This is a genomic window from Neorhizobium sp. T25_27 (assembly GCF_002968565.1).
GTDB lineage: Bacteria > Pseudomonadota > Alphaproteobacteria > Rhizobiales > Rhizobiaceae > Neorhizobium > Neorhizobium tomejilense.
This window is the reverse complement of the sequence record NZ_PVBJ01000014.1, coordinates 39,363-51,818: the sequence shown is the minus strand read 5'-3', so window position 1 is coordinate 51,818 and position 12,456 is coordinate 39,363. Positions and strand designations below refer to the sequence as shown.

8 protein-coding genes are annotated in these 12,456 nt (G+C 63.4%); 4 read left to right on the top strand and 4 right to left on the bottom strand.

Annotation, left to right across the window (positions count from 1 at the left end):
• Window positions 1-17: 17 nt before the first annotated feature.
• The 4 genes from C5J24_RS28020 to C5J24_RS28005 all read left to right on the top strand — a co-directional run bounded on the left by C5J24_RS28020 (window position 18) and on the right by C5J24_RS28005 (window position 8,051).
• Complete coding sequence (locus C5J24_RS28020; protein WP_105422672.1) at window positions 18-4,517, top strand: translocation/assembly module TamB domain-containing protein; 4,500 nt, start codon at window positions 18-20, stop codon at window positions 4,515-4,517.
• Window positions 4,518-4,561: 44 nt separating this feature from the next.
• Window positions 4,562-5,491: an arginase gene (rocF, locus tag C5J24_RS28015; RefSeq protein WP_105422670.1), complete on the top strand. Its 930-nt coding sequence runs from the start codon at window positions 4,562-4,564 to the stop codon at window positions 5,489-5,491.
• Between the two features lie 293 nt (window positions 5,492-5,784).
• Window positions 5,785-7,572, top strand: a complete 1,788-nt coding sequence (locus C5J24_RS28010; RefSeq protein WP_105404609.1) for a methyl-accepting chemotaxis protein — start codon at window positions 5,785-5,787, stop codon at window positions 7,570-7,572.
• On the top strand, window positions 7,572-8,051 hold the full coding sequence (locus tag C5J24_RS28005; RefSeq protein WP_105404608.1) for a chemotaxis protein CheW: 480 nt from the start codon (window positions 7,572-7,574) through the stop codon (window positions 8,049-8,051). The genes C5J24_RS28010 and C5J24_RS28005 overlap by 1 nt, the downstream gene beginning before the upstream one ends.
• A 132-nt stretch (window positions 8,052-8,183) precedes the next feature.
• Here C5J24_RS28005 and C5J24_RS28000 read toward each other — a convergent pair whose 3' ends face one another.
• The 4 genes from C5J24_RS28000 to fdhD form a co-directional block, all read right to left on the bottom strand.
• Window positions 8,184-9,233 carry an aldo/keto reductase gene (locus C5J24_RS28000; protein WP_105422668.1) on the bottom strand — a complete coding sequence of 350 codons (1,050 nt, stop codon included), beginning with the start codon at window positions 9,231-9,233 and terminating at the stop codon, window positions 8,184-8,186.
• 239 nt (window positions 9,234-9,472) lie between these two features.
• Window positions 9,473-11,131 carry an OFA family MFS transporter gene (locus C5J24_RS27995; protein WP_105422666.1) on the bottom strand — a complete coding sequence of 553 codons (1,659 nt, stop codon included), beginning with the start codon at window positions 11,129-11,131 and terminating at the stop codon, window positions 9,473-9,475.
• Between the two features lie 72 nt (window positions 11,132-11,203).
• Window positions 11,204-11,563: a formate dehydrogenase subunit delta gene (locus C5J24_RS27990; protein WP_105422664.1), complete on the bottom strand. Its 360-nt coding sequence runs from the start codon at window positions 11,561-11,563 to the stop codon at window positions 11,204-11,206.
• The gene (gene fdhD, locus C5J24_RS27985; protein ID WP_105422662.1) at window positions 11,553-12,380 is read right to left on the bottom strand and encodes a formate dehydrogenase accessory sulfurtransferase FdhD; all 828 of its coding nucleotides are present in this window, start codon (window positions 12,378-12,380) and stop codon (window positions 11,553-11,555) included. Before fdhD ends, C5J24_RS27990 begins: the two co-directional genes overlap by 11 nt.
• Window positions 12,381-12,456: the final 76 nt, after the last annotated feature.

The window sequence follows — 12,456 nt, the reverse complement described above, 5'->3', positions numbered from 1 at the left end:
AGGGTAGCGTTTAAGGCATGATGCTGATGGTACGCCTGTTGAAATGGGTCTTGAAGGCTGCGCTTGGCGTGGTCGCGATCCTGTTCGTCATGGCCTTGGGCGTCTTCCTTTTCGTCGCCCTCACCCCGGTCGGCGGACGCGTCGCCGCGGACCGCATTTCCGCCATCGTTTCCACGCCTGACCGCAGCATTTCCTTCACGCGCCCGGAAGGCCTTCTGACCGGCGACCTGCGTATCGATGCCCTTACGCTGTCCGACGACGCAGGCCCCTATGCCCAGATCGGCGGAATCAAGATCGACTGGTCGCCGACATCCCTGGTGACCGGGGTCTTCCGCGCCGAGCACATTTCGGCCGATACCGTCAATTTCATCCGTGCGCCGCGGCCGCCGAAAGCGCCCGCCCCGACACAGACGGCATCGACGGGCTCCTCCGGCTCGCCCTTGCCGGTCGGCATCCGCGTGGCACAGATCGACCTGCCGGATATCAATCTCTCCCAGGCATTTTCGGGACGGGACTTCTCCCTTTCGGTGAAGGGATCGATCGACGCGACCGGGCCCGACATTTCGCTCGACCTGCAGGCAACCCGCAAGGACGAGCCGGACGCCAGGGCATCTGCCGACGTGGTCTACGCGCCGTCCGAAAATCGCCTGACCCTCAAGGCTGCCGTGTCCGAGCCGCAGGGCGGCCTGCTCGCCCGCCTTCTGCGTCTGCCCGGCACGCCGGCGGTCGAACTGGCGCTCGATGGCGAAGGACCTCTTTCCGACTGGGCCGGCAAGTTGCAGGGCAGCGTCGGCGGCACGCCCGTCATCGCGGTCGACGGCAAACATGTTCTGGTCGAAAACGGCAGGCACAGGGTGGAGGTGACCGGCGGCGGCCAGCTGTCGACGCTTCTGCCGCCCGCCTTTCGTCCGCTGTTCGGCGGCACGACCGATATCAACATCGCTGCGATCTATGCGCCCTCCGGCCGGGTGGATATCGAACGCGGCGATCTCACCTCCGGCGCCGTGAAGATTGCCGCCAAGGGGGCCTGGGACCCGACGGGCGACAACAGCCTCACCGCCAGCCTCAACGGCGTGAAGGGCCCGGTCGACTTCGTCTGGCCGATCAGCGGTCAGGAGAGCCGTTTCTCCTTCGAAAGCATCAATTTCACGCTGAGCGGAGCATCCACCTCGGCGCGCTTCAACGCGACGGCGGCACTCAGCGCCGCCGAACTGCCGCAGGGGCGCTTCGGCCAGATCCGCCTGCAGGCCGAAAGCGAGGACCTCAACCTCATCAGCCGCTCGGGCAGCATCCGCAGCCGTTTCACCGTCGCCCGCACCGATTTCGCCAATGACGATCTCGACCGGGTGATCCGCGGGCCGGTGACCTTGGATGCGCCGCTCAGGCTCGCACCACCGGCGATCGGCCTGGATGCGGCGACCTTCGACAGCGGCAACGTCAACGGTACGCTTTCCGGCGCCTATGACATGTCGAAACAGGCGGTCACCGGCAATTTCCGGGTTTTCGCCAATCCCGCCGTCCTGCCGCCGGGACTGGTTTCGAAGTTCGAGGGCAAGCTTTCCGCCGAAGGCTACGTCAACATGGTGAACGGCGGTCGCATCAGCCTCGAGAACTTCGTGATGCGCTCGAACGCCATCGAAGCGCACGGAAACATGCTGCTCGACAATCGGACTGTCACCGGGCGCCTCGCCGGTCGCGTCCCTGATCTGAAGCGTTGGCTGCCGGAGGCCGAGGGCGCTGCCGGTTTCGACATCTCCGCCAAGGGCCCGTTGACCGCAATGGGCGTCAGGGCGGTGGTCAATTCCGCCGACGCGCGGCTGGTCGGCCGCAAGCTCCAGGACATGAGCTTCATCCTGGAAGGCACCGCCGATCCGAACGCACCCAAGGGCAAGCTGACCGGCACGGGTTCGCTCGACGGCCAGCCGATCCGCGTCAATGCCGACGTCGCCTCCGTCCAGGGCCGCACCAGCGCGCCGGCAATTACCGCCCAGATCGGCCCGAACAAGCTGACCGGCGCCTTGAACTTTTCTCCCGCCTTCCTGCCCGAAGGCCAGCTCACCTTCGATTTCCCGGATGTCTCGCTGCTTGCAGCACTTGCGGCCCAGCAGGCCCAGGGCGACCTGAAGGGAACCGTGATGTTCAGCAATACCGGCGGCAAGGCCGGCGCCGTGATCCGGGCTTCCGGAAAGGCGCTTCGCCGCGGCACGATCGAGATCGCCCAGCCGAATATCGATCTCGCCATTGCCGACATCAAGGCGATTGCGGCCGAGGGCACGGTCCGCGCCACGCGCATCGGCGCCGGCTCGGTCGGCATCAACGACGTCAACCTCGGCGTCAGCCAGGGCGGCAACCGGACCAACTTCAATCTCGCCGCCCAGTATGACAACGCCCCCCTCACTGCGGTCGGCGATATCCAGGCCGGCGCCGATATCTCGGTCGGCATCGAGAGCTTCGCAGCGGCACCGCGCAGCATCCCGGTCCGGCTTGCTGCCCCGACCCGCGTCGCGGTCGCCAATGGCGGTGCGCGTCTTGCCGACCTCACCATCGCAACCGGGTCCGGCAGCGTAACCGTCAACGGCACGGCTGGCTCGGCGCTGGACTTGACCGCCAATATCAGGGCGCTGCCCGCCAATCTCATCAACGCGTTCGTCCCCGCGATCAACGCTGCCGGCATGATATCCGGCACGATCAACGCCACCGGCGCCGCGTCTGCCCCTGCCATACGTTACGATTTAGAATGGAGTGATGCACAGCTTCGCCAGTCGCGCGATGCTGGCATCAGTCCGTTTCGAGTCCAAGCAAGCGGCAGCTTCGCCAACGGAACAGTCACGTTAGACAAGACCCGCCTGACGGGCTCCGGCGGCCTCGATCTCTCGGCTGCCGGCAAGGTCATCCTGAAGGACGGCATTCCCGCACTCGACATCAACGCCCGCGCCAATGCCGTGCCCGCCAGCCTGGTCAACGCGTTTGCGCCGAGCCTCGGCGCCCGCGGCACGATTTCCGGCACGGTTACCGCGACGGGAACGCCGCAAGCCCCCGCTGTCCGTTATGATCTGCGCTGGGCCGATGCCGGCGTTGCGCAGACGACGTCCGCCGGGGTCGCGGCTTTCAACATCACCGCCGGCGGCACGTTTCAGAACGGCACCGTCACCCTCGACACCCGCCTTTCGGGCGGCGGCGGCGTCTCGTTGTCCGGCGGCGGCTCCATCTCGCTTGCAGGCGAAAAGCCGCTCAATCTGAAATTCAGCGGGAAACTGCCCTTCTCGATCCTCGCCGGACAGATGGCCGCGCAAGGCTTCGTTCTGGAAGGCACCGGCAATGTCGACCTCGCGATAGCCGGCACGGCGGCGGCGCCGGCGATCACCGGCACGGCATCCTCGTCCGGCGCAAGACTGGTGGATGTCCGGCGTAACCTTGCCCTGACGGATCTTGCCGCCAATGTCGCCTTCGATGGCAAAAGCGCCAATATCTCCAGGCTCACGGGCAAGCTCTCGGGCGGCGGCACGGTTTCGGTCCAGGGTTCGGTCGGCATCACGCCGGGCTCCGGCTTCCCGGCCGACCTCAGGATCACTCTGGCTCAGGCGGCCTATGCCGATGGCGCGCTTTTCGCCGCCACCGCCGACGGCGCCCTGACCATCACCGGCCCTCTGACCTCAGGCCCCGTCCTCGGAGGTCGCGTAACACTGACCAAGGCGGCAATCACCGTGCCCGCCCGCCTGCCGACCTCGCTTTCGGCCATCGATATCCGCCACCGCAACGCACCGCCCGGCGTGCTGCGCCAGATGGAAAAGATGCGGCCGAAGAGCGCCAGCGGCGCCTCGAACCCGATCGCGCTGAACCTTCAGATCAGCGCACCGAACGGCATCTTCGTTCGCGGGCGAGGCATCGACGCCGAACTTGGCGGCGAGCTGACCGTGACGGGCACGGCGATCGCACCGGTCGTCGCCGGCGGCTTCGAGATGCGCCGCGGCCGTATCGTGATCCTCGCCAAACGGATGGATTTCACCGATGGCGACATAACCTTCGGCGGCGGCCTGATCCCGGTTCTCAACATGGAGGCGAACACGACCTCCGCCTCGACGACGATCACGGTGAAAGTCACCGGCGTCGCCAACGATCCGACGATCGCCTTCTCCTCCTCGCCCGCCCTGCCCCAGGACGAGGTTCTGGCGCGGCTGATCTTCGGCCAGTCGATGTCGCGGCTGTCGCCGCTGCAGATCGCCCAGCTGGCAGATGCCGTCGGGCAGCTGGCAGGCGGGGGCTCCACATCACTGCTCGAAACGCTGCGCAACAATCTCGGTGTCGACGATCTCGACATCAACACCGATGCGACCGGCCAGACCACCGTGTCGGTCGGGCGCTACATCAACAACCGCACCTATATCCAGGTCGAGCAGGGCGGCGAGAGCGGCGCGGAAGCGACGATCAACCTCGATGTCGGCCGCGGTGTGAAGCTCAAGGCCGGCGCCGGCACCGAAGGTGGCAAAGCCGGCATCTTTTATGAGCGCGAATACTGATCTCGCATATTTCGTTTCATTCCTGCTTGCTCGGGAGAAAAAGCATGACCTCCAAAGACATCACATTGATCGGCGTTCCTCTGGAAGAGGGCTCCGGTCGCGGCGGCTGCGCGATGGGTCCGGCGGCCTTCAGGCTTGCCGGCATCGTCAAGGCGCTGGAGGGCCTCGGTTTCCGGGTCGTCGACAATGGCGACCTGCGCCCGGAACCGGCATCTGACCTGCCGGAGAGAAACGACGCGAAGAACCTGCCGATCGTCGCTGCGTTCACGCGCGCTCTCGAAACCCGGACCTATGAAATGGCCAAGGCCGGCACCATTCCGGTGATCATGGGCGGCGACCACGCCCTTTCCATGGGCAGCGTGCCTGGCATGGCGCGTTACGCTGCCGAGATCGGCCGGCCGCTCTTCGTTCTCTGGCTCGATGCCCATACGGATTTCAACACGCCCGAGACATCGCCCTCCGGCAACATCCATGGCATGCCGGTCGCCTTCTTTACCGGCCAGGCGGAGTTTGCACCTATCCTCGACAGCGCCCGACCCAAGGTCGATCCCAAAAACGTCTTCCAGATCGGCATCCGCTCCGTCGACGAGATCGAGCGGAAGCTCATCGCCGATCACGGCGTCAACGTCTTCGACATGCGCGCCATCGACGAGCACGGGATCGCCGCCATCATGCGCCAGGTGATCGCGGCGGTGAACGCCGCCAACGGTCTACTGCATGTGAGCCTCGACGTCGATTTCCTGGACCCGGACATAGCGCCGGGCGTCGGTACCACCGTGCCCGGCGGCGCGACCTTCCGCGAGGCGCACCTGATCATGGAAATGCTCCACGATACCGGGCTCGTCGCGTCGCTCGATCTCGTCGAGCTTAATCCGTTCCTCGACGATCGCGGCAAGAGCGCCCGGATCATGGTGGAACTGGCGGCAAGCCTTTTCGGCCGGCGCGTTCTTGATCGGCCAACCCGCTCTGCATAATCAGAGGCAAGTCTACATCTAAAATAAATCAGTCAGTTACTCGCGACAAATCTCAATATAAGTTTTTAGTATAGAAAATAAACGAAGATCTACTTATCGCTCAGAAATTTGACAATAGACAAGTGGATACGTATTTTCCACAATTTTGCGAGAACAGAACTATTGACCTTCCGTTAATTCCTCAATGCTATTTTTAGCAAGACTCAGTGTCCCGGCGGCGAGATGGTTATCTCGTTAGGCTGTTGGCAAATTGAGCCAGTTCGGGAACCTACAGACGGGGGCACGCAAGCCAGATGTCCATACTTTCACTTCCAGGCGCTGACGCGAAAGCAGTACTTGCTGCACTCAGCAAGTCGCAGGCCATTATCGAGTTTGATTTATCCGGAAAGGTTCTCACGGCCAACGAGAACTTCTGCAAGACGCTTGGCTACACACTTTCCGAAATCGTCGGCAAGCATCACAGCATGTTTTGCGACCCGGATTACGTGAAATCGCAGGCTTACAGGGATTTCTGGGCGAACCTCGGCAGCGGCAAATTTGATGCTGCGGCCTACAAGCGCATTGGCAAGGGTGGCCGCGAGATCTGGATCCAGGCCTCCTACAATCCGGTGACTTCAGGCGGCAAGCCTTACAAGGTGGTCAAGTTCGCAACCGACATCACTGCCGCGAAGCTCAAATCCGCCGATGACGAAGGCAAGATCAACGCCATCTCGCGCACCCAGGCCATCATCGAGTTCACGCCCGGTGGCGACGTCCTGACCGCCAACGAAAACTTCCTCGCCTGCCTCGGCTATCAGCTTTCGGAAATCACCGGAAAACATCACAGCATGTTCTGCGAGCCGTCGTTCCGTGACAGCGCCGAATACCCGCAATTCTGGAAGAAGCTCGCCGGCGGCGAAGCGATTGCCGCCGAGTTCAAGCGCATCGGCAAGGGCGGCAAGGCAGTCTGGATCCAGGCCTCCTACAATCCGATCTTCGACGCCGACGGCCGGGTCTTCAAGGTGGTCAAGTTTGCAACCGACATCACCGAACGTGTCCGCGCCGTCGATGACATCGCCGATGGCCTGACGTCTCTTTCGAACGGCGACCTGACGTTCCGGATCGAAGTGCCCTTCATTTCGACACTCGAACAGATCCGCGTCGATTTCAACGAAGCCATCGGAAAGCTGGCCGGGGCCATGCGCACCGTCGGCGAGAACGCCGAGGGGATTGCGGGAGGCTCCAACGAGATCCGCCAGGCTTCCGACAGCCTTGCCAAACGCACCGAGCAGCAGGCAGCGGCAGTCGAGGAGACCGCGGCGGCGCTTGAAGAAATCAGCCGCACCGTCATCGACAGCGCCAAGCGCGCGGAAGAAGCCGGCGGCCTGGTCTCGCATGCGAAAAAGAGCGCCGAACATTCCGGTGCCGTGGTCCGCAACGCGGTAAACGCGATGGGCCAGATCGAGACGTCGTCCAGGGAAATCTCCAACATCATCGGCGTGATCGACGAGATCGCCTTCCAGACGAACCTGCTGGCGCTGAATGCGGGTGTCGAGGCGGCACGCGCCGGCGAAGCGGGCAAGGGCTTTGCGGTCGTTGCCCAGGAAGTCCGCGAACTGGCGCAACGTTCCGCCAGTGCGGCCAAGGAGATCAAGACGCTGATCTCGACCTCCTCCGAACAGGTCAAGCGTGGCGTCGCGCTCGTCGGCGAAACCGGCAAGGCGCTCGATGAGATCATGTCCCAGGTAGACGAGATCAACGGCAATGTCGCAGCGATCGTCGAGGCCGCCCGCGAACAGTCCACGGGCATCAAGGAGATCAGCAAGGCCGTGAACTCGATGGACCAGAACACGCAGCAGAATGCTGCGATGGTCGAGGAAACAAGCGCCGCCAGCCACAACCTGGCACGCGAAGCCGAAACACTGCGCGATCTCCTGTCACGATTTAGATTTGCGCAACATTCTTCGCATAAGATTGCAATAGCGCGACCTGATGCACGACCCGTTGCATCGCCGGCACGCAAACTCATGGCAACGGTCGCGCGGACCACAACGGGTGCCGCCGCTGCCGCTCAGGCAACGGATAGTTGGGAAGAATTCTGATGGCTACGACGATCAACTCCACAAGCTACAGCGGCGAAACGCTGGAAATCATCGCCTTCCGTCTCCATGACCAGGAGTTCTGCGTCAAGACAACGACGATCCGCGAAATCCGCGGATGGGCGCCTTCGACGCCGATCCCGCACGCCCCGGCTGACGTCATCGGCGTCATGAACCTTCGCGGTTCGGTAATCCCGATCATCGACCTTGCCTACAAGCTCGGCATGAAGAGCACGGTTGCCAACGAGCGCAGTGCCATCGTCGTCGCCGAAGTCCACAACATGGTCATCGGCATGCTCGTCGACCGCGTCTCGGACATCCTGACGATTCCCTCGAGCCAGGTTCAGCCGGTTCCGGAAATCTCCGCCTCCTTCGACAAGTCGTTCTCCGAAGGCATCATCGCCAACGAGAACGGCATGATCTGCTTCCTGAACCTCGCCAAGATGTTCAAGGGCACCGAAGCCGACGAGCTGGCTGCCTGATTTGCGATAGCGGAGGCCAAGAAAGGCCTGCGCATCCGACCTCAAGGCCAAGGCGGCTGGCTGGAAAGACCACTAAGCCGCTATTCGATTATGAAGCCCGCAGCGTTGAACCGCCGCGGGCTTTTTTCATGACTATTCCTTTGGCTCGAACGGAGCCGGACGGCGCCCGGCACCCTGGCGGGCCAGCATCCAGCCCGGATATTCCGGAGCAAGCGCGCTGACCTCGTCGAGTTTTGTCATGTCCTCGGTGTCCAGCTTCAGCTTCACGGCCTTCAGATTTTCCTCGAGTTGCTCCAGCCGCTTGGCGCCGATGATGACGCTCGTCACGAACGGTTTGGCCAGGATATAAGCCAGCGCCACTTCCGCGACGCTCGCACCGTGCCTGGCGCCGACCTCGCGCATGGCCGCGACGCAGGCCCAGGCGCGATCCTTGTCGACCGGCGGGAAATCGAAGCTGGCGCGGCGGCCTTCCCCGTTGCCCGGAGCGCCCGGACCGTATTTGCCGGAAAGCAGCCCGCCGGCGAGCGGCGACCAGACCATCAGCCCGAGCTTCTCTTCCTGCATCAGCGGCACGATATCGCGCTCCAGATCGCGGCCGGCGATCGAATAATAGGCCTGCACCGTCTCGAAGCGGGCATAACCCTTGCGTTCGGAAATCCCGAGCGCTTTCGCCATCCGCCAGGCAGCCCAGTTGGAGAGCCCGATGTAACGCACCAGGCCGCGCGATACGAGATCGTCGAGCGCCCGCAACGTCTCGTCGATCGGCGTTACCGTGTCGGTGCCATGGATCTGGTAGAGATCGATATGGTCCATCTGCAGTCGTTCGAGGCTCTGCTCGACGGAATCCATGATGTGGCCGCGGGAGGCGCCGCGGTCGTTCGGCTTGTCGCCCATCTGGCCATAAAATTTCGTGGCGATGACCACGTCCTTGCGCGGCACGCCGACATTCTTGATCGCCTGGCCGAGGATGCGCTCGGATCTACCCTCGGAATAGACATTGGCGGTATCTATGAAATTGACACCCGCGGCCAGCGAGCGCTCGACGATCTTGTCGGCGGCGTCCTGATCGAGACCGGCGACGGCACTCCAGACGGCGCCCGTCTGGTTCTCGCCGAAGGTCATCGTGCCGAGGCAGAGTTCGGAGACGAAAAGACCGGTATTGCCCAATTGATTGTAGCGCATGGAGAGCTCCCGTGTGCACTGAAGATATGAAGCGATATAAGCAGTCGTTCGGAGCCGGATCGGGCACGCGGGCGCGTGCGTCCCGCAAGAGAAAGCGGCTTCGGGCTCCGCAACGCAATCTAGTCCGGATTCCCAAGACGTCAATCGGAGCCGCCTCCGTTTTTATCCTCACATTTTCGTGCGAGACGAAAAAAGGGCGGCACAGGCCGCCCTTTCTTGGTCATTCCTGTCGACGAATGTCAGCCGAACAGAACCAGACTGCTCCGCAACGTCACCCAGACGCCCCAGAGAAGCGGGATGCCGACCACGGCCCAGGCGACCGCCGCCTTGGCGTCGAGACCGCCCGTGCCGATGCCGAAGGACCCCGTCGGACCAGCATTCGCGGCGGCGGTCTTTGCCTGCAGCGAAGCGACTTCCTGGTCCGACATGAACCATTTGTCGGCAAGCGGACGCACCAGCGCGTTGGCGATCAGACCCAGCACCAGCATGCCGGCGAGGATGTACATCGTGCCCGTATAGAGCGCCGGCCCGGCCGGCACGCCGGCGGTGAGCTGGGCTTCGCGGATATAATTGACCACGACGGGACCGAGAATGCCGGCCGTCGCCCAGGCCGTCAGAAGACGACCGTGAATGGCGCCGACGAACTGGGTGCCGAAGATATCCGCGAGATAGGCAGGAATGGTCGCAAAACCACCGCCATACATGGACAGGATGATGCCGAAGGCGAGCACGAAGAGCGCCTTGTTGCCCATGTCGGCCAGCGTCGGAGCGAGTGCGTAGAGCACGATGCCGAGCACAAAGAACGTATAATAGGTGTTCTTGCGGCCGATCTTGTCGGAGAGCGACGCCCAGAAGAAGCGCCCGCCGATATTGAAGAGCGACAGGAGACCCGCAAAACCGGCGGCGATCGTGGCGATCTGCCCCTTCTGACCCGCATCAAGCTGCGAGAAGGTCAGGTTCGGCAGGCCGATCAGCGATCCGGCGAAGATTTCCTGCAGCATCGGCGAGGCCATGCCGATAACCCCGATGCCAGCCGAAACGTTCAGGCAAAGCACCGCCCAGATCAGCCAGAACTGCTTGGTCTTGTGGGCATCGCGCAGATGGACGTGCTTGGTGGTGATCATCGTCGTCTTGGAGACCGGAGGGGTCCAGCCTTCCGGACGCCAGCCGGCCGGCGGGATGCGGTAACCGAAGGCGCCGCCCATCATGAAGCCGAAATAGATCACCGCCATGCAGATGAAGGTCTGCCACACGCCGACCGAAGCATCGGTCTTGAAATAGTTCATCAGGAGGTTGGCGAGCGGGGCACCGATCATCGCACCGCCGCCGAAGCCCATGATGGCCATGCCCGTCGCCATGCCGCGGCGGTCGGGGAACCACTTGATCAGCGTCGAGACCGGCGAAATATAGCCGAGACCGAGGCCGACGCCACCGATCACGCCGGCGCCGATCCACATCAGCCACAGCTGATGGGTCATGACGCCGATCGCCGCGACGATAATGCCGCCGCACCAGCAGCAGGCCGAGACGAAACCGGCCTTGCGCGGGCCGACCCGTTCCAGCCAGCCGCCCCAGATCGCCGCCGAGCAACCAAGCAGTACGAAAAACAACGTATAGATCCAGCCGAGATCCGCGACACGCCAGTTGCAGCTTGTCGTGAACAGGGCCGAGATGAGGTTGAGGCTGGTGCAGGACGGGTCCTGCGTGGTACCCAAGGCGCGGGACAGCGGCAGCCAGAAGACGCTGAAGCCGTAAGCCATGCCGATGCAAAGATGAATGGCCAAAGCTGCCGGCGGCACGAGCCAGCGATTGAAACCTGGTTTTGCGATAATACGTTCCCTGTCGAGGAGCCCGACATTGCCTGTCAGGCCCTCGTCCGTCGTTCCTGCAATTGCCATTTAAAATATCCTCCCTCGGATGATGGCTAGGCTCTATTCCTCCTCCAGCCCCTCACTGCCGGATGGATGAATTCATGCGGCGCTCTCCGGAACGCTCGGTTCCGACAACGATTCTCCTTCGGCGGGACCTTTGCCGCCCGGCGCCCCCTGCCTCGCATCCTCGCCCACACCAACGCCCGATCCGACCTTGGCCTCCGGCCGGCGGATCAGCGTCGAAGCCTCGATGACGAGCGGCAGCAGCCCCGCCCCGCCATTGTCGAGATGCTCGAAAAGGTGCCGGCGCATGCGGGGCTCCCAGAACTTGTTGATATGCGTCGCGACGCCCTCGGCGCGCACCTTTTCCGGCTGCGACAGGAAGAAGGTGGCGATCTGGTTGGCCATCCGGACCAGTTTGTCGAGCACGAGTTGCTCGGGGCTTTGGTCATGCGACATCGGCGACAACTCCAGTGGTAATGCGATCGGTACGCGTAAAGATTTCGAAATCCTCGCCGCGGGTCAGCGCGATCAAGGTCATGCCGGCCGCTTCCGCCGTGCGGATGGCAAGTGCTGTCGGCGCGGAAATGGCGATCAGCACTGAACTTCCGAGGATCGCCGTCTTCTGCACCATCTCGACCGAGATGCGGCTGGTGACGACCACGACGCCCTCAGATCCCTTGAGGCCCTTGGCGATGACCGCTCCGGCGAGCTTGTCGAGCGCATTGTGGCGGCCGACATCCTCGCGGACCGCAACCAGCCCCCTGCCCGGCACGACGAAGCCGGCGCCGTGAACCGCATGAGTTTGCCGATGCAGCGGCTGCGCACTGTTGAGCGCCGCGACGGCTTCACTCACTTCTTTGGCGCTGAGAGCCATCGTCACCGCGGAAACATCCGGCACCGGGCGCATGGCCTGCTCGATCGACTCGATTCCGCAAAGCCCGCAGCCGACCGGCCCCGCCATATGCCGCCGGCGGGCGCGCAACGCATCTTCCTTATCCTCGGCAAGCGTCACCTGCACATCGAGACCGGCACCCTCCTCGACGACGGCGATACTCTCGATCTCCACCATCGAGGTTATGATGCCTTCGGTCAGGCTGAAGCCGACCGCGAAATCCTCGAGATCGGCGGGCGTGCCCATCATCACCGCATGAGTGGAACCGCCATAGGAAAAGGCGATCGGCACCTCCTCCGGCACCACCCGCGAGCCGGCGCGGACCACGCCGTTGCGGCGGGCGATCTCGGGGGCTGTGGCGGTGGTGTTGAATAAGGTCATCGGACGTCGGGGCAGGAACACCCCCCTCTGCCCTGCCGGGCATCTCCCCCACAAGGGGGGAGATCGGATGTGGCGA

Excerpts from the sequence above, each read along its gene's own strand:
- C5J24_RS28020 (WP_105422672.1), top strand. The coding sequence starts at position 18 with ATGATGCTGATGGTACGCCTGTTGAAATGGGTCTTGAAGGCTGCGCTT.
- rocF (WP_105422670.1), top strand. The coding sequence starts at position 4,562 with ATGACCTCCAAAGACATCACATTGATCGGCGTTCCTCTGGAAGAGGGC.
- C5J24_RS28010 (WP_105404609.1), top strand. The coding sequence starts at position 5,785 with ATGTCCATACTTTCACTTCCAGGCGCTGACGCGAAAGCAGTACTTGCT.
- C5J24_RS28005 (WP_105404608.1), top strand. The coding sequence starts at position 7,572 with ATGGCTACGACGATCAACTCCACAAGCTACAGCGGCGAAACGCTGGAA.
- C5J24_RS28000 (WP_105422668.1), bottom strand. The coding sequence starts at position 9,233 with ATGCGCTACAATCAATTGGGCAATACCGGTCTTTTCGTCTCCGAACTC.
- C5J24_RS27995 (WP_105422666.1), bottom strand. The coding sequence starts at position 11,131 with ATGGCAATTGCAGGAACGACGGACGAGGGCCTGACAGGCAATGTCGGG.
- C5J24_RS27990 (WP_105422664.1), bottom strand. The coding sequence starts at position 11,563 with ATGTCGCATGACCAAAGCCCCGAGCAACTCGTGCTCGACAAACTGGTC.
- fdhD (WP_105422662.1), bottom strand. The coding sequence starts at position 12,380 with ATGACCTTATTCAACACCACCGCCACAGCCCCCGAGATCGCCCGCCGC.